This is a genomic window from Kribbella sp. NBC_01505, assembly GCF_045040285.1.
Lineage (GTDB): Bacteria > Actinomycetota > Actinomycetes > Propionibacteriales > Kribbellaceae > Kribbella.
In genome coordinates this window covers 5,093,985-5,114,722 of sequence record NZ_CP109425.1, presented here as the reverse complement: position 1 = coordinate 5,114,722, position 20,738 = coordinate 5,093,985, and the positions used below count along the sequence as shown (strand labels likewise).

The window sequence follows — 20,738 nt, the reverse complement described above, 5'->3', positions numbered from 1 at the left end:
TGTAACGGTGACCCGTCGTATCGGTTAAGGTCGCTGTTCGGTGACCAGGGGGGACCTGGAAGGACCGCGGGGAACGAAGCAGTACTCGCAACGACGCACACGAAGAGGATTCGCCCACTCATGACGGATGCGCCAACCCCCCGGCGGCACCGCGGTACCCGACGCGCCCAGAAGACCAAACGTGGCCTGATCGGCCCGATCGCGAGCGCGTTGTCGGTGCTGGTCGCCATCGGCCCGGTGATCTATCTGATGTCGCGCGACAACTCGACGGTCAACGACGCGACCAAGGTGCTGAACGTCTCCGAGGACACCCGGGACAACTCCGGTGGTTCCCTCGTCGACGGCGCGCACACCGGACCGCTGAAGACCATCACCAAAACCCTGCCGAACGGCAAGGTCACCACGGCTGTGATCGGCACCGGCGCGGACGGTACGTCGACGACCTCGACACCGGGTACGCCGGGAGTCACCCCGAGTGGATCACCGGCGAGCACGCTGACGACGCCGACCGCGCCGACCACCGGCGTGACCACGGTCATCGTCACCCCGGGCGGAACGAAGACGATCGACGGCAAGCCGGCCACACCGGGCAAGCCGACCCGACCGACTCCGACCAAGACCGAGACGAGCAAGCCGCCGAGCAACACCCCGGAGCCACCGCCCTCCAACGACGGCGGTGGCACCAACGCGCAGGAGCGCGAGGTGTTCGAGCTGACCAACAAGGCCCGCCAGGACAACGGCTGCGGACCGCTGCGGCTGGACAGCTCCCTCGTCGAGGCCGCCGGCAAGCACGCTTCCGACATGGTCCGTCGGCACTACATGGCCCACACCAACCCGGACGATCAGGACCCGGGCGACCGGATGCGGGCCGCCGGCTACAACGGCAGCAGCTGGGGCGAGAACATCGCCGCCGGCCAAGCCACCGCGCAGCAAGTGGTCGACGGCTGGATGAACAGCGACAAAGGTCACCGCGAGAACATCCTGAACTGCAAGTTCAACCTGCTGGGTGTCGGCTACGACCCCGGCCGTGTGAAGTCCAACTACGGCCCCGGCAGCTGGGTGCAGAACTTCGGCCGCAGCTAGGCCGCCGGCCGCCGTACCGGGTTGTCATTGTGTCGAAGGCACCGACAGTGGCGCAGACGTTGTTCGAATGCCACAACGTCCGGCCGATTTCCGGCCGGTCACCGCGGGTAGATCCGTCCTTGTCGAAGTGTCCGGTCCGCGTTGCGGGATCGGACCAGACGGTTGATGAGGCACGTCTTGGGGGCGAGACAGTGAAGGGAACAACGACATAATGTCGTCCGATTCCGGCAGTGGCCGGCAGAAACCACGCAGGAAGGCGACCCGCGCCCGGGGCACCCGGCCGGCCACGCCCGAGCCGGCGCCGGCACCGCCCGAGCCACCCCGCTACGCACCGCGCGACGGCGAGTCCCCGTTCTGGGCCAACGCCCAGCCGCGGACCGACAGCCAGGCCTGGGCCGACACCCAAGCCCACCTCGAGGCCCGCAACCGCACCGACTCGACCCCGCAGTACGCACCGCGGCCGGCGGCTGGGAGCACACCACTCAGCACGAACTCGTCCGACACCGCGAGCTCACGTGGCTGGGTCACCCAGCCCGCTGCCCCCACCCCCGCCCCCACTCCGGCACCCCGTCGTACCCGCCAGTCGACGCCCGCCGAAGACCTCGCCGGCCTAGGCGCCTGGGCCACCCCAGCCCCCGAGCGCCCCGCCACACCCCCCGAGCCAACCCCAGCCGCCCGCTACGACGCCACGCCGACCCGGTACGACGCAACCTCGGCCAGCCGGTACGACGCCGCCCCGTCCAGCCCGTACGAGTCGACCTCGGCCGCACCCACCTCGGCCACTTCGAGCGAGTCCACTCGGGTTGCGGGGGCTTTCACGGCTGACCTGTCCAGCCGGTACGGCTCCGCGGCGGGTTCGGTTGAGGCGACGCCGAGCGCGTCGAGTGAGTTCGAATCGACGCGGGTGACGCCTGATCCGACGTACACGCAACCGCCGGTGACTGCGGTCGCGGACAGCCGCACCGCGCGCGGTAGCACCGAGCTCTCCGGCCCGCGCACCGCCGCAGTCCGCGAGACCGCCGAGCGAGCCCGCGCAAGCAGGGCACCACGGCAGGCGGCGGACAGTACGGCGGTCGACGCCGACGGCCGACCGGTCTCCCGGGTCGCACGTGGCGAGGGCGGAAGACGCCGCCCGTTCATCGCGGTGGCAGCCGTGCTCCTCGTCATCACCCCGATCTCCTGGATCCTCCTGCACCAACCCCAGACCGAAGAGGCCGACGCGTCCCTGCCGGTCCGAGACGACTCCTACGCAACCCCGACCATCAAGCCGGTCGACTCCCCCACCACCCCACCCAAGTCCCCCCTCACACCCCCGCCGGGCACCCCCACCGCAACACCAACGGGCACCCCGACAACGTCGACGACCCCCACCACTCCCCCAACCGGCGCCCCCACGACGGCCCCCACAACCAGCGCCTCCACCACCCCGTCGGTCCCCACCACCGACCCCGACCCCACCAGCCCCCCAACCGGCAAACCCACGAACACTCCGCCGCCTCCACCTCCGCCGCCCCCGAAAGCCGACGGAGACATGACGGGTGACGAGATCCAGCTGTTCAACCGAATCGACAGCGCGCGCAAGAAGAAGGGGTGCGCTCCGCTTGAGCAGGACGCCCCGGTGACCCACGGCGCACGCGACGACGCAGCGAGCCGGAGCAAGTCGGGCAAGGTCAACGCGAGCGGCCCCTCGATGTCCGCGGCCGGGGGCGACAACTGGTCGTCGGACCAAGCGTTCGACGAAATGATGACGCAGAGCAAGGGGACGATCCTGGACTGCAGCCTGACGACCCTCGGCGTCGGCCGCAAGACCTACAAGCGATGCCCCGCGATCGACCTCTTCGGCCTCTGCACCGCCGAGCGGATCACCCGAGTCAGCTGGGTCGCCGACTTCAACTAGCCCCGGCGCTCGCAGCTACCCGGTGGAGCCAGGCGCCGGGCACGCTGAACTCGACGTACCGAACGACGGGTAGTGGTTGGGCTCGGGTGGCGGGTGGGAGCGTGGGTGCGCGGCGGGTGGGGGCGGTTGGCGGACCACTACCCGTTCGTTGGTACGCGACCGGAGCGACGCGATGGGCGTCGGGCGCGGCGATGGGCGTCGGGCGCGGCGAGCGATTGCGCACGTGTGGGGTACGTGGTCGGGGTCGCGGGTGTTCGGGGGTGGTTGGTGGGACGATGGGGGGAGGCTAGGGCGGGAGGGTGCATGTTCTGGGAACGTGAACGTGGGGACCTGGAGCCGGAGCGGCCGGCGTTGTTCGGGATTCCGCCGGATGCGCTGGCGGACGAGCGGCCTGATCGGCGGCCGGAGGAGGCCAAGCGGATGGGGCTGAGCCGGCATACCGAGGAGGGGGCGGTGTTGTCGTTCGCCTCGGGGCTGGATCGGGGGAAGCCCGGGCACCGGTTGATGGCCTGGATCCTGCTGGTGACGTTCGCGGCGCCGGCGCTCTACATCCTGTTCTGGCTGCTCTAAGCGGGAGCGGGCGCGAAGTCCTGGCGGTGGCGTTGGGGGGTCGTGCCGAGGACGGCGTGGAAGTGGTGCCGGAGGGCGGCGCTGCTGCCGAAGCCGCTGGCCGTAGCTACTCGTTCAACGGGGTGGTCGGTGGTCTCCAGCAGCAGCCGGGCGCGGTCGAGGCGTTGCTGGAGGAGCCACGCCTGGCCTGAGCTTCCGGTGCGGGCCCGGAACTGCCGAGTGAAGGTACGCCGGGAAAGCGCGACCGCGGCCGCCCACTCGTCCAGCGAGACCGGCTGATCGAGCCGCGCCCGCGCCCAGACCATCGCCTTCTCGATCACGTCATCCCCAGGATCCGGCGGCACCGGCACCGGGATGTACTGCGCCTGCGAACCACTCCGGTGCGGCGCGATCACGATGCTCCGGGCCAGCTCCTCCGCCGCCTCCACGCCGTACTGGGTCCGCACCAGATGCAGGCAGCAGTCGAGCGAGGCCGCCGTACCGGCTGAGGTCATCACGTCGCCGAGGTCCGACCAGAGCACATCAGCCCGTACGGCGAGTTCCGGGTGCCGCGACTGCAGCTCCTCGGCCCATCGCCAGTGCGTCACGACCTCTCGTCCGTCCGCGATTCCGCTCGCTGCGACCAGGTACGCGCCGATGCACAGCCCGAGCACGACGGCTCCCCGGGCATGAGCCGCACGGATCGCGGCCAGTAGAACGTCGGACGGCGAGCGGTACGGATCCCAGGTCGGCAGGATCACCACGTCGGCCGTCTCCATCGCCGACAGCCCGTGTTCGACCGTGATCCCGAAGCCCGCGTTCGTCCGCAATGACCCCGGCTCCTCGGCGCAGACGCGCACGTCGTACCGGCCGTCCGCGCCCCAGGGATCCCCGAGGACCAGGCACGGCACGGACAGGTGGAACGGGCTCATCCCGTCGAAGGCGAGGACGGCGACAGTACGCATGGCCCGATCTTAAGGAACTATGGCTCCCGGGCCAATGGTGAGCGGCCACCGATCGCAGCAGGATCGAGGACATGAAGATCACGCACATCGGTGGACCGACCGCATTGTTCACGTACGGCGGCCTGACGTTCCTGACCGACCCCGCCTTCGACCCGCCGCGCGAGTACCGGATGCCAGGCGGCCGAGTGATGACCAAGCTGATCGGCCCGGCGATCCCGGCCGCCGACCTCGGCCCGGTCGACGTCGTACTGCTGTCGCACGACGAGCACTGGGACAACCTCGACGAGTCCGGCCGCGCGCTGCTGCCGTCGATCCCGACCGTCCTGTCGACGCCCGGCGCGGGCACTCGGATCCCCGGCGTGCAGGGTCTGGCGGAGTGGGAGTCGGTCGAGCTGGACGGCGTCACGGTGACCGCCGTACCGGCGCTGCACGGTCCGGAGGGCGCGGACGCCGTACTGGGCGTCGTCACCGGCTTCATCCTGCAGCGCCCCGACCTGCCGACCGTCTACGTGTCCGGCGACAACGCCTCGGTCGGCCTGGTCAAGCAGATCGCCGACCGCTTCGCGCCGATCGGGCTCGCGGTCCTGTTCGCCGGCGGCGCGCGCACCGTCCTGCTCGACGGCGCCAACCTCACCCTGACCTCCGCCGAAGCCGTCGAGGCCGCCCACGTGCTCGCCCCGGCGACCATCATCCCCGTCCACACCGAAGGCTGGGCCCACTTCACCGAAGGCCCAGAGACCGTGACCGAGGCCTTCACCCAAGCGGGCCTAAAAGACCGCCTCCAGCTCCTGACACACGGAGTAGCAACCGAGGTCTAAGCAATCCCGTGGGTTTGCCAGAAGGGGATTAGGTCGGTGGTGCTGGCGGCTTGGGCGGCGGTCATGAAGTCGGCTGGGGCTACTACCCCGTGCCAATGGGCTTTCGCGTAGGTCGCCAGTAGGCGGTCCATCGCGGGCGTACCGATCAGGCGTTCCAGGTCGTGCAGCATGCAGGAGCCGTAGGTGTAGACGAACGTCCCGTACGACGTGCTGTGCGCGCCCCAGTAGCCCATGTCGCGAGTGATTGCTACTGGCAACGTTCCGGGCCAGCAGCCGGGTCGGTGGTTGCCTTCGAAGACGTCGGTCGCGTACGTCGCGAAAGCCTCGTCCAGCCAGGGATCGGCGTACTCGTTGTTGCCGACGATGCCGTACCACCACTGGTGCGCGACCTCGTGGACGACCGGGCTCTGCGGTGAGATCAGCAGGACGAAACCCGGATACTCCATCCCGCTGAAGCTGGTCCACCGGTCGTTCAGGACGAGGTCGATCTCGTGATCGGGGTACGCGCCGAACCGGCGACCGAACTCATCGATCGAGGCCGCTGCGTCGGAACGAGCCGAGTCGACCGCGGCCGCCGTGACGGTCGGAGTAGCCCAGGTCCGGATGGTGACACCACCAGGCGAGACACTAGAACCGCTTCGGAACGGGCCCGCCGCCCAGGCGAAATCCCTTGCCTGCTTGGCGATCGCGAGCCCATCGGTCGTGACTCCGGTCGACGGTACGGCGAGGTTGCCGGTATGCGTGAGCCGGACGGCGAAGTCGGCCGCGACCGTGTAGAAGCTCTCCCCGATGCCCATGTCGCGCTCGAGATGCCAGCCGGCCGCGTCCCGAACCGCCAGTACCGGAAGCGCGTTCCCGAAGAAGCTGAACTCGCCCGAACGCCCGAACCGGTCCTCGCGATCCGGCGCGGTCAGCTTCACGTCGAAGCTGATCGACGCCCGCTTCCCCGGCGCCAGCGGCTCCCGCAACGGGAACTTGACCGTGGTGCAATCAGGCAAGGCGACCCCACCCGTGACCACGACCGCGCCGCATCCGTCCGAGTTGCCCCACAACCGCAGATAGACCTCCGGCAACGCTTCCGCCGCGGTATTCGTGAAGCTGACCGTCTCCCGCCCCGACCAGGTCCGCCCATCCGGCGTACCGGTCAGGGACACCTCGTACGACGGCACGCCCGGCGTCGATGGCGTTGCCACCAGCAACGAGATAGGGGCTAACAGCAACAACAGGAGCCGGTGCACAGCTCCGGAGGCTACCGGGCGGCGGGCGCCGGATCGGTCCCGGCCGGGATCCAGTCGTGTACCAAAATCTCATCACCGACAGCGACCGTCCCGCCGGTCAGCACGGCCGCCTTCATGCCGAAGCTGACCCCACCCCCGTACGCCGGTTCGCGCCGATAGGAAGCGAGTGTCCGGGTCGGCTCGGGCCCGCTCTTCCGGCCGGTCGCCTGGTCGACCGTCGGCACCGCGCAGCGGATCGCCCGCGCGGAGTACCCGATCTCGACCGCGCCGATCGACATCCGCAGCACCCGGTCCTCGGTGTGCGGCTCCGGCCAGCCGGACACGACGACGTTCGGCCGGAAGCGGTTCATCGGGATCGGCTCGCCGCCACGCTCGACCATCCGCTCGTTCAGCCCGTCGAGCGACGACAGCGACGTGATCATCAGCGCGTGCGCGTCACCGAACCCGGTCTCGCCGGAGTGCACACCCCAGCCCGGCCGCTCGTGCTCCGGAGTCACCCGGACCAGCTCCACCGGTCGCCCGAGCTGCTCCGAGAACCACTCGTCCACCGCCGGATCCTGAGCCACCGCCTGCCCGAACCACGTCTTGAACAGGCTGACATCCCGCCGCTTCCCGTCATACCGGATCGGTACGGCGAGGTCCGGGGCGCCCGGCGCGGTCAGCCGAATCACGTCCCCGGCGAGCGACGCGCTCAGCGCAGCCATCGCGGGCAGCGTGCGCTGGCTCTGGAACGCCCCATCAGCGGCGTCGACCAGCATGAAATTGCGGTCGCCGATCACCCCACGCGGCCCGATCTCGGCCTGCTCGACCGGCACGGCGGACAGACCTTTGACCGGGTAGTAGACGAGAGCGGCCACACGCGCGACTGACATGACTCCATCCTACGGCCTGAGTCACTTGAATTGTTTGTTCATGTTGACTTATGTTTGATCACGAGGAGGTTGCCATGCAGCTGGAAGCGTTCGCCACCGCTCTGCAGCGTGTCCGTCAGGATGCCGGTCTCACCTATCGCGAGCTGGCCGATCACGCCCACTACTCGCACGCTCACCTGGTCCGCGCGACCAGTGGGAAGCAGCTGCCGAGCTGGCAGGTGACCGTCGCGTTCCTGGCCGGCTGCGACGTACCGACGGAGTTGCTGCCGGTCTGGCGGCGGCACTGGGAGGCGGCCGCACGCAACCCGCAGGACGTCGGTGCGCTGCTCCGGGCAGCCGCCACCCCACAGGACCTCGGCGCGGCGCTCACTGCCCTCACCGCACCACGATCACTCCGGTCACTAGAGCGCCTCACCGGCATCCCGCGCGCCACCCTGCAGAGCTGGCTGCGCGGCGGCCGCGTCCCGCGACCGGATCGGCTCGATCAGTTCATCCTGGCGCTCGGTGCCAGCCGCACCGAGCGCCTCGCCTTCAGTGACTGCGTCGACCGGATCGCCGGCTGACGACGATCAGTACGGCCCCGGCGGCCAACAGGATCAGCGCCATAGCCACCACGCCAAACCCGAACGGACTACCGGTGTCCGGAAGCTCGCCGCTTGGCTTGGGCTTCGGTCCAGGCGTCGGATTGGGGACCGGCTGAGTGACGGTCGTCGTCACTGAGCTCGTGTTGTCCTTCGGATCCGGATCGGGCGTCACCGAAGTCGCGGCCGCTGTATTCGTCACCGACTTGTCTCCGTACTTCGGATCCACCACGACATCGAACACGACCACCGCCGTCTTGCCGGGGTCGATCCGCTCGATGTCACAGGTGAGCAGCTGGCCAGTGGCCTTGCACCTGGCCGGTGTAGACCGCAGCCGCAATCCATCCGCCAGCTCATCCGTGATGGTCACCTTGAGCGCCGCCGACGGACCGGCATTGTGTACGGCGATCCGGTACCGCAAGGTTCCACCGGTGACCACCGTCGGGCTGGACGCCGTCTTGTAGACCTCGAGGTTGGCCGATCGACCCGGCCGGCCACTGACCTTCGCCTCGTTGTTCGGGCTGATCGGATCAGGCGTCGCCGACCCGACCCGCGCCACGTTCTCCAGCTCTCCACTGAACCCCGGTACGACGGTCGCCGTGATCGTGACGGTGATCGTCGCACCGACCGCGAGCGACGCCGTACTGCACTGAACCGTCCCAGCCTCCGGGGCATCCGGCGCACCCGGTGCGGTCGGCGGCAGCACGACGCACGGACCGTTCGCCGCGACCTTGGTCAGACCGCGCGGCAGCTCGTCGGTGATCACGACCTTCTGCGCATCGGACGGACCGTTGTTCTTCACAGTCAGCGTGTAGGTCACCGGCCCACCAGCGACCGGGTTGGCCGGAGCCATCGTCTTGGTGATCGCCAGATCCGCCTTGGCAGCCACCGGCGAGACGCTCGTACCGGTGTTGTTGTCCTTGTCCGGATCCGGTGTCGGCGAGGTGGCCGTCGCGGTGTTGGTCAGCGTCGCGCCGTCATACCCGGCCGCCAGCTTGACCTGGATCGAGAGGATCACCTGCCCGATCGGTACGTCGCCCAGCGCGCAGCGGACGGTCGATCCGTCGACCTGGCACGGTGTACTGGCCGACACCACTGTCAGTCCGGCTGGGACTGTGTCGGTCACGACCACCGAACGCGCGACCGACGGGCCGGTGTTGGTGACCACGACCGCATAGCCGAAGGTACTGCCCGGGGTGACCGTCTCCGGCTCGGAGTGCTTGGCCACCTGGACATCCGCGCTGGTACCGACCGGGATCGTGACGGTCGAACTGTTGTTGCCGTCCTCGGGATCGGGCACCGGCGACGTCACGGTCGCGGTGTTCGCGATCGTCGTACCGGTGTAGCTGGAGTCGAGAGCAGCGGTGATGACGACCGTCACCGATCCACCGGCGACGAGGGTGCCGAGCGCACAATCGATCTTCGGCCCGGCGACCTTGCACTCGGGGTCGACCTTGACCAAGGTCAGACCGGTCGGCAGCGTGTCGGTCAAGGCCACGGCCGTCGCATCGGACGGGCCGTGATTGACGACGGTGAGGCGATAGGTGACGCCACCACCGGCGGTCGCCGACTTGTCGTCGCTGGTCTTGATCACCTCGAGGTCAGCCGCCTGATCGACCTTCGTGGTGATCGTGCTCGTGTTGTCCGCCGGGTCCGGGTCAGGCGTCGTACTGGTGACACTCGCCGCATTGGTGATCGGCGCGGTCTGCCCCGAATCGACCTTCACCCGGATCTGTACGACCGCGTCAGCGCCCGGGCCCATCGCCCCGAGCGTGCAGCTGACCGCCGTCGTACAGTCGCCGTCCGCACTGGTTGCCTCCAGCACCGACAGACCAGCCGGAAGCGTGTCGGTCACCACGACAGCCAGGGCAGTCGACGGGCCGGCATTGTGCACCGTCAGGGTGTAGAGACCTTGGCCTCCGGCAACCAACGGCGAGGGCGTCACGGACTTGGTGATCGACAGGTTGGCCGAAGCCGTGACCGCAGTGTCGGCCGTGCCGCGGTTGTTGGAGTCGTTCGGATCCGGCGTCTGCGAGCTGACGGTCGCGGCGTTCGTCAACTTGCCCGGCGCAACGGCCGCGTCGACCTTGACCACCACGGTCACCACCAGCTCGGCACCCGGCTTCAACCGACCGGCTGGGCAGATGACCACCGGCTCGGAGACCGTCGGATCCTGCAGGCAGTCGCCGGCCGAGCTCGATCCGCGCACGTACGTCGTCCCCGCGGGCAACGTGTCGGTGACCACGGCACCAATCGCGTCGGACGGTCCGGCATTGCGCACGGTCAGCGTGTAGGTCAGCTCGTTGCCTGCAACAACAGTCGCCGGAGCGGACTTCGTGATCGAGAGATCCGCCTGCGCCTGCACTGTCGTCGTACTGGTCGCCGTGTTGTCGGAGTCGGTCGGATCCTCTGGCGTCTTGGCGCCGGCCGAGGCCGTGTTGGTCAGCGCACCCGGCACGGTGGCCGGAGCGACCGTCCCGGTGACGGTGACCACGAAGCTGGCCCCTGCCGCCAGCGTGGCCAGCTCGCAGGTGACCCGGCCGTCGCTGACCTCGCAGGTCGCGCCACCGGTTGTCGAGGCGCTCACGCCGGTCACCGCGTCCGGTACGTCGTCGTCCAGACTGATGCCCTGGGCATCGGACGGACCGGCGTTCGCAACGGTCAGCTTGTAGGTGATCGCCGCGCCGGCAACCACCGGATCGGGGCTGACGGACTTGGTCAGGGTGATGTTCGCCTGCGCACCGGTGAGCAGCGTGTACGTCGCAGTGTTGTTGTCTGCAACGGGATCCGGGGTCGGTGACGCCACCTTGGCCGTGTTGGCGAGTTCGTTCGGCGGGGTGCCGGACGGGACATTCGCAACCACGGTCACGATGATCTTGTCGCCCGGGGCAACTGTTCCCACCGCGCACGCCACGGTGCCATCAGTCTCGTCACACGAACCCTGCGAGGTTTTAGCCGAGGCATACGTCAGGGGCGCCGGGACCGGATCAGACACCGTCACCGACTGCGCAGCGGACGGACCGTTGTTGGTGATCGTCAGCGTGTAGGTGACGGGCCGGCCAGCCTGGACCGGCGCGGGTTGCGCGGTCTTCGTGATCGCCAGGTCCGCGTTCGCGCTCAGGTTGTCCGTCGTACGGCCGGTGTTGTTGGTCTTGTCCGGATCGGGTGTCGCCGACGTAGCCGTCGCGGTGTTGACCAACGTGCCGGTGGCAGTCGCGGACACCGTCGCGGTGACGGTGATCGTCGCGGTCGAACCGGCCCCGAGATCGCCCAGTGCGCAGCGAACCTGACCGGACGACACCGTGCACGAGCCCGCCGTCGAATCGGCGGTCGCCTCGCTCAACGCGGCCGCGAGATCATCGGCCAACTGCACCGCGCGAGCGTCGGACGGACCGTCGTTGTGCACGGTGATCTGATAGCTGACCGACTTGCCCGGGACCACCGGACTCGTGACCGTCTGCTTGCCAACCACCAGGTCGGCCTTCGGATCGCCGGGCGTGATCGTCGCCGTACCGGTGTTGTTGGAGGGGTCCGGGTCCGGCGTCGCACTGGAGACCGCGGCGCTGTTTGCCAGCGGACCACCCTGGTACGCCGAGTCCAGGGTCGCGGTCACCTCGACCACCAAGGTGGCGTTCCCGGCCAGGCTGTCGACGAGGCAGGTGATCTCTTGACCGGCTGCCGAACACCCAGCGGGGGCCGGCGCCTGGGCATCGATGACCGTGAGGCCGGCCGGGAGCGAGTCCGCGATCCGGACCTGCTTCGCCTCGGACGGGCCATTGTTCCGGATGGTCAGGGTGTACTTGACCTTCTCACCGGCCGCCGGGTTCGTCGGAACGACCTGCTTCAGCAGCGACAGATCGGCGACGCGGGTCACCGGGGTGGTCACCGACGCCGTGTTGTTCGCGGGGTTCGGATCGGAGGTCGAGGTGGTGGCCGTGGCCACGTTCGTCAGCCCGGTCGCCGTACTCGCGGCCGGAACCCGGACCACGACGGTGATCGAGACACTCGCACCGGAGGCGATGTCGCCGAGTGCACAGTCGACCGTGCCGGTACACGTGCCCTGAGCAGCCTTGGCCGACACCAACGTGACCCCGTCGGGAAGGGTGTCGGCGACCGCGACCTCCTTCGCCGTACTCGGACCGTTGTTCTTGGCAACGATCGTGTAGGTCAGCTCGGAGCCGGCCGGCACGGGATCCGGCGTACCGGTCTTGGTGAGCTGCAGGTCGGCCGATTCCGCGACCGGCGTCCGGACCTCATCCGCGCGATAGGTGTAAGGCTTGTTGAGGGTCTCGGCGGTGTAGTCGAGGTAGCCGGTGTTCACGACCGTGGTCCCCGCGGAGGCGGCGTCGAGGGTGACGCGGAAGCGGACCGTCGTGCTCTGGTTCTTCTTCAACCGGCCGCCGGTGGTGGCGTTCGCACCCGTGCCGACCCGGAAGCGCACGGTTCGCGAGGCCTCGTCGTACTCGGCCTGATCGTCTCCGGCCGGATCCGTCTTGGTGCCGGACCCGGCGCCCGCGGCCACCGCGAGCGAACCAGCGACGTACGTCGTGTTCGGCGGGAGCACGTCGCGAGCCACAGCCTTCAAAGCGTCGTCGTCACCGGAGTTGCCGTAGCTGAGCGTGTACTCGAGGGTGTCGCCGACCTTCGCCGGGTCGTTGCCGGCCAGGTTGCGGACAGTCTTGGTGCCCTTGATCGCCGGGGCGTAGAGGTCGATCTGGGTGGTGAGCGCGGCCGGGTAGTAGAAGTCGCCCGTGCTGGCGAAGGTCAGCTCAGCACTGGTCGCGCTGTTGGCCAGGATGCCGGCGCCGTCGACCACCTTCGCGTCCAGGCCGAGGTTGTTCAGCGCGGCCGGTTTGCGATCGGTCAGGTTCTTGCCGCCCTCGGTGACCCGGCTGCCGAAGAAGTTCGCCGACGGGCTCTGCGCGTCCGCGAGCCGGGTGCCGTTCACCGCGAAGTAGTCGCCGGTGATTCCGGCGTCGCCTTCGTACGTGACGCTGCCGAAGACCGCGTTCACCGGGCCGCTCGGCGGGGCCAGGAAGCCCGAGATGCCGGTCTTGATCACGTCGCCGGTGGTCACCCGCGCGTAGCCGTTGAAGACGGTCAGGTCGCGCAGTGGCTCGTCCGCGTCCTCGTAGGCGATCACGAGGCTCCAACCGGCGTACCGGTCAACGCCGGTGCCTGCGGCAACATCTGCACCCCAGTACTCGCCGCTGCCGGCCTTCTGGACCACCTCGGTGACATCCAGGTACGACGAGTAGTCCTGGGTCGCTGCGCTCAGGTAGTCGGTCCGCCCGGCGGTCATCGTTTCGTAGGCCGTTGCCCCCGGCACCTTGAGCTTGAGCGTCTTGCCGTCGCCACTGCTCGCCGTACCGCCGGTCCCCGCAGCGCGGCTCGATCCCCAGAACAGACCGGCGTACAGGACCTTCGCGCCGTCCGGCACGCTGACCGTTGCCGCAGACGACGACTTGGTCCCGGCGTCCGCGTCCGCGTCGAGCAGGCGCATCGTCCATTCGTTGTTCGAGGCCCCTGAACTGCTGCCGGCCAGCGCCGACCGGCAGCCGGCGATCGCGGTGTCGCAGGTCTCCAGCGCGTTGCCGGTGATCCGGATCGCGCCGTTCGCCTGCACCCCGAAGACCTTGCCGAAGGCCCGGATCGTCTCGGCCTGCGCAGTTGCCGTAGGCACCAGACTGAAACCGGCGACGAGCAGCAGAGCGATCCCCAGGCGTAGCCGACCCATCCCAGAACCCCGTTCGTAGGTGGCGGGCGGACGCCGTCATCTACATATCACAGTCCGTAGCCTGTCAGCTACTAGCCGTGCCGGGATCAGGGGCGAAATGTGCCCGGCGGAGCGGCGGGCGGGGTGAAGCCATCGCTGTCGGTCAGCGCGGCCGCCTTGCCGGCAAGCTCCGCGAGCGGCGTCACGTCGTACGGCGGCTGCGCCCGGCGGCCGACGTCGGTCAGGTCGGGAACGGGCTTGCTGGAGGCGACCAGGATGACGTTGCCGAACCCCTTGCCGCGGAGCACCTTGCGCTCCGCCAGCACCACGCCGTCACCGACGACGGCCCGCACGGTGGCCGCCGTACGGCGGATGAAGGGCAGGCCGGCCGATCCGTCGATCAGGTTCGCGATCAGCAGGCCGGTCGGGCGCAGGACGCGGGCGCAGTCGGCGAAGAACTCGGTGGTGACCAGATTCGCCGGGACGGCCTCACGCTCGAACGCGTCCAGGATCAGCACGTCCATCGAGTCGTCGTACAGCTCGGTGATCCCGGCCCGGCCGGTGGCGCCGCGGACCTTGATCCCGGAGCGCTTCGGCAGCGGCAGCGTCTCCCGGACGAACTCGGTCAGGTCCTCGTCCGGCTCGAGCACGATCTGCCGGGACCGCGGCCGGGTGGTCGCGACGTACCGCGGCAGGCTGAGCGCGGCACCCCCGATATGAGTCACCGCGATCGGCTGCCGACGGGGCGTCGTCGCGTCGAGCACGTCCGCGATCCGGCGCATGTATTCGAAGGAGAGGTGGGTGGGATCCGCGAGGTCGACCTGCGACTGCAGCGACCCGTCGACACTCAGCACAAAGGTGCCGTCGGCCGCTGCCTCTACCGTCGCTGTCCCCGAGCCGACCTTGCGTTCCACCCACCCATCTTGTCAGCTAGCGCGATTCCTTCTCCTGGGCCACCGCGACATCGGTGTTGTCGGTGAAGAGACCGTCGATGCCGGTCGCCCGGTACGCCGCGATCTCGCCGAAGAGGTTGCCCGAATCCGAAGGCACCGCGTCGCTGTCGAAGTTCGCCGGGAGGAAGTTGTTCTCGACCCGGAAGGTGTACGGGTGCACGACCAGGCCGGCCCGGTGCGCGTCGGCGACCAGGGTGGTCGGCTTGCCGAGCTTGCCGTCAGCGGTGAACGGGATGATCTGCTCCTTGTACGGACCGAGGCCGGCCGCGTACTTCGCCACGTCCTTCAGACCCTTCGCCGAGGTGATGTCGGCGTACGTGCGCTTGTCGCCGGCGACCGTGAAGTCGTACGGCTGCCCCACGGCGTCGGTCAGCTGGACCAGCGGGACGCGGAGCTGCTTGTGCAGGGCGATCAGGTTCGAGACCTCGAAGGACTGCACGAACACCTTGGCGTCCGGACGGTTCAGGCCGTTGCGGTTCAGCGTCTTCACCAGCTCGGGCTCGAGCGCGAGACCCTGCTGCCGGAAGTACGTCGGGTGCTTGGTCTCGGGGTAGATGCCGACCGGGCGGCCGAGCTCCTTGGAGAGCCGCTTGGTCAGATCGATGACCTCCTGGAAGGTCGGGATCTGGTACCGGTCGTTGAACACGGTGTTGTGCTGCCGGATCGCCGGGATGCGCTCCTCGGCGCGCAGCGTCTTCAGCTCCTTGAGGGTGAAGTCCTCGGTGAACCAGCCGGTCAGCTTGACGCCGTCCAGCACCTTGGTCTTCTTACGGTTCGCGAACTCGGGGTGCTTGGCGACATCCGTCGTACCGCCGATCTCCGGCTCGTGCCGGGTGACCAGCACGTGGTCCTTGGTCGAGACCAGGTCGGGCTCGATGTAGTCGGCGCCCATCCGGGCGGCCAGCTCGTACGACGCCAGCGTGTGCTCGGGCCGATACCCGGAGGCACCGCGGTGGCCGACGATGACGAAGTCGTCGCGGTGCTGGTACGCGGAGCCGGCGGCCTGAGCCTGGTCGCCGTTCTGCTGCTGGGTGGCGTGCTGCACAGCTTGCGGGGCCAGCAGCGTGGCACCGACCGCGAGGGCCGAGACGGCCGCGGGGAGGAACCGCTTCATGCACTTACTCCTTACAAGTCAGGGACTGCCCTGAACCTTCGGGCACACCGGCGTCCACCCGCAAGACACCAGGTGACTCCCCGATGAACGATCCCACCCAAAGCCGCCCGGGCCGGGCGCCTTGAGCACCGTTCAACCATTTGCGGGGACGGATTGTGGTTGATGGGTGCACAAGGCGCACGGGGAACGGGGTGGTGGGTGCGAGCGCGGGGGCCGTGGGGAGGGTGTGGTCGGGGTGTGAGCAAGTCGGTGGTGACCCAGGGTTGGGCAGGACTTCGGATGTTGCTAGCGTCCGAAGCACAAGAATGCATAGATTGGAGCTGTCGTGAGCATTACACCGGTAAAGGTGGCCGTCACCGGAGCCGCCGGGAACATCGGCTACAGCCTGCTGTTCCGGATCGCGAGCGGTGCCCTGCTCGGCCCGGACACCCCGGTGGAGCTGCGGCTGCTCGAGATCACCCCGGCGCTGAAGGCGGTCGAGGGTGTCGTCATGGAGCTCGAGGACTCCGCCTTCCCGACGCTGGCCGGGGTCGAGATCGGCGACGACCCGAACGTCATCTTCGACGGCGCCAACGTCGCGCTGCTGGTCGGCGCCCGGCCGCGGACCAAGGGCATGGAGCGCGGTGACCTGCTCGAGGCCAACGGCGCGATCTTCACCGGCCAGGGCAAGGCGCTGAACGACCACGCCGCCGACGACATCCGGATCACCGTCACCGGCAACCCGGCCAACACCAACGCGCTGATCGCCAAGAGCAACGCGCCGGACATCCCCGCGGAGCGCTTCTCGGCGCTGACCCGTCTGGACCACAACCGGGCGATCGCTCAGCTGACGAAGAAGACCGGCGTACCGGTCTCGGAGATCAAGAAGCTGACGATCTGGGGCAATCACTCCTCGACCCAGTACCCGGACGTCTTCCACGCCGAGCTCGCCGGTAAGAACGCGCTCGACGTGATCGACACCGAGTGGCTGGAGAGCTACCTCATCCCGACCACGCAGAAGCGCGGCGCCGCCATCATCGAGGCCCGCGGCGCTTCCTCGGCCGCCTCCGCCGCGGCCGCCACCATCGACCACACCCGCGACTGGCTGCGCGGCTCCGCCGACGGCGACTGGCTCTCCATGGCCGTCGTCTCCGACGGCTCCTACGGCGTCCCGGAAGGCCTGATCTCCTCCTTCCCGGTCACCACCAAGGACGGCAACTGGGAGATCGTCCAGGGCCTCGAGATCAACGACTTCTCCCGCGCCCGCATCGACGCCTCCACCGCCGAACTCGCCGAAGAACGCGACGCCGTACAGGCCCTCAACCTCCTCGGCTGAAGGCACAGCTCGTCTTTGTGCACCCACCAACCGTTTTTCGGCCCCTCGGATGGTCGGTAGCTACCCAAAGATGAAGCCCGCGCACAAAGGTGCGCGGGCTTCTCTTTGGGCGAAAGGGGACGGTTACTTCAGGCGGTAGGTGTTATGGACGGTTTGGGTGGTGTTGTTGCCGGCTCGGTCGGTGACCGAGGCGCGCAGCGAGATGCCGGTGCCGGCGGGGGTGTCGAAGGTGGCGGTGAAGCCCTTGGCGGTACGGCGTACTTTCGCCGCCTTCCAGGTGGCTCCGTCGTCACCGGAGACCTCGACCGTCAGCGTCTTCACCTGGCTCGGCTTCAGGCCGTCGACGAGCACCGGCAGCGCCGTCACCTTGGTGCGGGTGGCGAGGTTGTGGTCGTCGACCTTCGGCTGGAAGCGGACGGTGCTGATGGGTAGAGCGGTCTCCTTGGTGGTTGGCGCTGAGGTGAAGGTGGCGGTCAGTTCTACGCGAGAGGCGAAGCCCGTGCCGGACTGGGTGCTGCTCGTGACCAGCTTGTACGGCGCTTCACCGGCGGGCAGGTTGTCGACGTCGAGGTAACCGAAGGAATCCCCGCTTGCCACCTGCTCGCCGTCGCGGTAGAGGGTGACCTTCGCCGAGTCGGCGACGGCGTGGCCGATATGACCGGCGGCATCACCGTGGTTGCCGATCAACAGGACCATCCGCGCGCCGGTTCGCGCCGCGTGGAAGAGACGCGGACCGAAGGCCGCCGCGTTCCAGCGCTCCTCGTAGGTCCGCCCGGCGCGATACACCTCAGGCAGCACGCTGTCCTGGCCCCACGAGGCGTCGTCGGCGTCGACTGCCCCCGTCCAGCCCTCGGACAGCTCGTCATAGTGGTACCGCACCGTCCGCCCCACATCGAACCTGATCCCCGGAGCGGGAAGGTCGGTCCCCGGGATCTGCGGCCAGGCGGAGCGCCAGATGGCGGTCCCGGAGGTCGGATTGACCGTCGGGTTCACCACCGCCAGGTCCCGCGCCCGCACCACGCGCTGATACCCGGTCGGGAACACCCCAGGCATGGTCTTCGCCAACTGATACACGTACGGGGTGTTCCAGAAGAGACCGTCCTCATTCTCCTTCGCCCACTGCGACGTCAACCAGCCGGTCAGCTGCGCAGCCGGCAGCGCCGGCCCGGTGCCGAGTGTGTAGAGGGCACCGCGGCGAAACACTGTCCGGTAGGAGGCGAATCCCGACCCGCCGCCGGTAGCTGGTCGGCGGGTGTACCCGCCGACCGTTTCGATCGGCGACGCCTCGGCTTCGGGCAAGGTGTGGGTCACCGGCCGGGCCTTCCGCGCATCGAGCACCACCGTCCGGTCCGACGTGAGCTTGACGCTCGGAGCGACCATCTCGTAGATCGCCCAGTCGTCCGCGGCACGCTCGTCCTCGAGGAAGTGCTCGACGACGTACTCTCCCTTCGGCAGCTTCACCTTCAGTGTGCCGTCGGTGGCGCGCAGGTTCGACTCAGGGTGATCGACGTCGATGATGTTCACGGGGAAGTCGGACGGCTCGCCCGCCGGGTTGATCGTCCGCACCGTCAGCGTGTAGCTCTCCGGCTCCTTCTCGGCAGTGATCGGTACGACGATCTCCGGGCCGGCGCCGGTCGCGGTGATCCGGCCGGAGTAGACGCTGTCCGAGCCATCGTGCTTGGTGTTCGACGTGACCTGGACCGAAGCAGTGCCGCCGGCAGGCACCGTGACCGTCCGGGCGCTGAGCTGCAACGCGCTGTCCGGGGCCGGCGTACCATCCTTGGCCGCGAATGAGGCAGTCAGCGCCAGCGTGACAGCCGCCGCACCGAGGTTGCGGAAGGTCAGCGGCTTCACCACCGGCTCGTCATCGGTGTGCGGGTACGCAGCCAGTCCGAACGACAGACTCGCCGTCTCGGCGATCACGTTCTGCTTGATCGCCGCGGCAACGTCGATCCGCCCGGCGCCCTGCTGCATCACGCTCTGATCGGCGGCCACCTTGGCCGAGCCCATCAGCGTGCTCTTCAGTTCACCTGCCTGCCAGGCAGGGTGCTCCTGGGACAGCAACGCCGCCGCGCCCGCGGTGTGCGGAGTCGCCATCGAGGTTCCGCTGAGGTCCAGGTACTGATCCCCGACCGGTGTTCCGATTCTCGAGTCCTTCGCCTTTGCGGCAACGATGCCGAGACCTGGCGCCGTGACATCGGGCTTCAGCGCGCTGTCACCACTGCGTGGGCCGACGCTGGAGAAGAGGGCGAACTCGTTCTGCTTGTCGACCGCACCCACCGTCAGCGCCGCGTCCGCGGAGCCCGGCGACTCGATCGTCCGGTCGGCGGGTCCACTGTTGCCGGCAGCAATCACGAACAACGCGCCGGTCTCCGCGGTCAGGCGGTTGACCGCTTCTTCCAGCGGATCGATGTCCGGGGTGTCGGTGCCACCCAGGCTGACATTGACGACGTTCGCCTTGATGTCCTTGGCAGCCCATTCCATCGCGGCCACGATGCCCGAGTCGGTGCAGAACCCGGTGCCGTCGCAGACCTTGCCGTCGTACAGTTTCGCGTCCGGCGCAACCCCTTTGTACTTGCCGCCCGAGGCAGCGCCGGTGCCGGCGATCGTCGACGCGACATGGGTGCCGTGCCCGGAGAAGTCACCGTCCTGCTCCGCGGTGAAGTTCTTCGAGCCCGCCACCTGGGTCGCCAGGTCCGGATGCGACTTGTCGATCCCGGTGTCGAGTACGGCGACCGACACGCCCTTGCCGGTGTAGCCGGCCTGCCACGCAGCCGGTCCGCCGATCTGCGGTACCGACTGGTCCAGCGTCACTTTGCGCTTGCCGTCCAGCCAGATCCTGCTGAACCCATCCGCCGATCGTGCGGCCGCCTTGCCCAGGAAGGCGCTCGCGTTCTTCTTGTCCACAGCCATCGACGCACCGTTGATCGACGGCAACTGCCGGGTCACCGTCACACCAGCCGGTGCGGCGTGGTTGGCCTTGCGCGCGTACGTCGCGAGCACCGGGATCACCGTGGTCGACGCATCGTCGTACCCGGCCCGGATCAAACCGGCCACATCGAACAGCCGCTGATCCAGTCGCCCGTCACCCACCGCCTTCGTGACATCGGACGGGATCACATACGAGTGGTCCTTGGCCCGGAAGGCCTGGAAGGCGATGTGCTCGCGGCCGGCGCCACGCTCGATGGACTGCTTCGTCGGGTCGCCGCCGTGCAGGACAACCCGGTCACCGGTGATCAAGGTGACCTGGATGTCCTTGCCAGTGGATGCTGTTTTCCCAGCAGGCACTGGGTTCCCGGCGAGTGGGGCCGCATCGGCGGCCGGTCCACCCACTCCGGTCAGGGCGAGGCCCGCGATCGCCAGCAGGGCGATCGCGGGCCGTTTTCTCGAACTATGAGCCATGGAAGGCCCTCCCCAGATCTCGGTCGGAGTTACAGACCCGAGACGGATCGGCCAGGATCCGGGGTTGCGTTGCTCAGCAGATTCGACAGGCGCCGAAGGGACGGCGTCAAGGACAGCACGTGGTCATCCATAGAGGCCTGTCCGCACGCCTGGGCCGACCATGACGGGTCCGCGACCGGGCACCACCTGCTGTCGTTCGTGGTGCTGAGGAGCCGCCGCCGAGGGATCTCGGCGG

General features: G+C 68.7%; 13 protein-coding genes. 6 read left to right on the top strand and 7 right to left on the bottom strand.

Annotation, left to right across the window (positions count from 1 at the left end; translation table 11 throughout):
- Positions 1-120 precede the first annotated feature (120 nt).
- From OG474_RS24190 to OG474_RS24180, 3 genes are all read left to right on the top strand, one after another.
- Positions 121-1,083, top strand: coding sequence for a CAP domain-containing protein (locus tag OG474_RS24190; RefSeq protein ID WP_405055830.1), 963 nt, complete (start codon positions 121-123; stop codon positions 1,081-1,083).
- Positions 1,084-1,294: 211 nt separating this feature from the next.
- On the top strand, positions 1,295-2,980 hold the full coding sequence (locus OG474_RS24185) for a hypothetical protein (RefSeq protein WP_405055829.1): 1,686 nt from the start codon (positions 1,295-1,297) through the stop codon (positions 2,978-2,980).
- Positions 2,981-3,283: 303 nt separating this feature from the next.
- Complete coding sequence (locus OG474_RS24180; RefSeq protein ID WP_405055828.1) at positions 3,284-3,550, top strand: hypothetical protein; 267 nt, start codon at positions 3,284-3,286, stop codon at positions 3,548-3,550.
- Here OG474_RS24180 and OG474_RS24175 read toward each other — a convergent pair.
- Positions 3,547-4,494, bottom strand: a complete 948-nt coding sequence (locus OG474_RS24175) for a GlxA family transcriptional regulator (protein WP_405055827.1) — start codon at positions 4,492-4,494, stop codon at positions 3,547-3,549. The two genes, OG474_RS24180 and OG474_RS24175, sit on opposite strands and share 4 nt — an antisense overlap.
- 71 nt (positions 4,495-4,565) lie before the next feature.
- On the opposite strand from OG474_RS24175, the gene OG474_RS24170 reads away from it, so the two are divergent.
- Positions 4,566-5,312, top strand: coding sequence for an MBL fold metallo-hydrolase (locus tag OG474_RS24170; protein ID WP_405055826.1), 747 nt, complete (start codon positions 4,566-4,568; stop codon positions 5,310-5,312).
- Here OG474_RS24170 and OG474_RS24165 read toward each other — a convergent pair.
- Entirely contained in the window at positions 5,309-6,505 is a 1,197-nt protein-coding gene (locus tag OG474_RS24165) for a M1 family metallopeptidase (RefSeq protein WP_405055825.1), read from the bottom strand. The genes OG474_RS24170 and OG474_RS24165 overlap by 4 nt on opposite strands.
- A gap of 56 nt (positions 6,506-6,561) precedes the next feature.
- A complete protein-coding gene (locus OG474_RS24160; protein ID WP_405055824.1) occupies positions 6,562-7,422 on the bottom strand; it encodes an MOSC domain-containing protein in 861 nt (286 codons plus the stop codon).
- Between the two features lie 74 nt (positions 7,423-7,496).
- Between OG474_RS24160 and OG474_RS24155 the strand changes: the two genes are divergently transcribed.
- Positions 7,497-7,985 (top strand): helix-turn-helix domain-containing protein, encoded by a 489-nt coding sequence (locus OG474_RS24155; RefSeq protein WP_405055823.1) that lies wholly within the window; start codon positions 7,497-7,499, stop codon positions 7,983-7,985.
- Here OG474_RS24155 and OG474_RS24150 read toward each other — a convergent pair.
- From OG474_RS24150 to OG474_RS24140, 3 genes are all read right to left on the bottom strand, one after another.
- Positions 7,954-13,740 carry a hypothetical protein gene (locus tag OG474_RS24150; protein ID WP_405055822.1) on the bottom strand — a complete coding sequence of 1,929 codons (5,787 nt, stop codon included), beginning with the start codon at positions 13,738-13,740 and terminating at the stop codon, positions 7,954-7,956. The two genes, OG474_RS24155 and OG474_RS24150, sit on opposite strands and share 32 nt — an antisense overlap.
- 86 nt (positions 13,741-13,826) lie before the next feature.
- Positions 13,827-14,633 (bottom strand): spermidine synthase, encoded by an 807-nt coding sequence (locus OG474_RS24145; RefSeq protein WP_405055821.1) that lies wholly within the window; start codon positions 14,631-14,633, stop codon positions 13,827-13,829.
- Positions 14,634-14,649: 16 nt separating this feature from the next.
- Complete coding sequence (locus OG474_RS24140) at positions 14,650-15,786, bottom strand: glycerophosphodiester phosphodiesterase (RefSeq protein ID WP_405055820.1); 1,137 nt, start codon at positions 15,784-15,786, stop codon at positions 14,650-14,652.
- Between the two features lie 325 nt (positions 15,787-16,111).
- On the opposite strand from OG474_RS24140, the gene OG474_RS24135 reads away from it, so the two are divergent.
- On the top strand, positions 16,112-17,101 hold the full coding sequence (locus tag OG474_RS24135) for a malate dehydrogenase (RefSeq protein ID WP_405055819.1): 990 nt from the start codon (positions 16,112-16,114) through the stop codon (positions 17,099-17,101).
- Between the two features lie 123 nt (positions 17,102-17,224).
- Here the strand turns inward: OG474_RS24135 and OG474_RS24130 are convergent, their stop codons facing one another.
- Positions 17,225-20,503 carry a S8 family serine peptidase gene (locus OG474_RS24130; protein WP_405055818.1) on the bottom strand — a complete coding sequence of 1,093 codons (3,279 nt, stop codon included), beginning with the start codon at positions 20,501-20,503 and terminating at the stop codon, positions 17,225-17,227.
- Positions 20,504-20,738 lie beyond the last annotated feature (235 nt).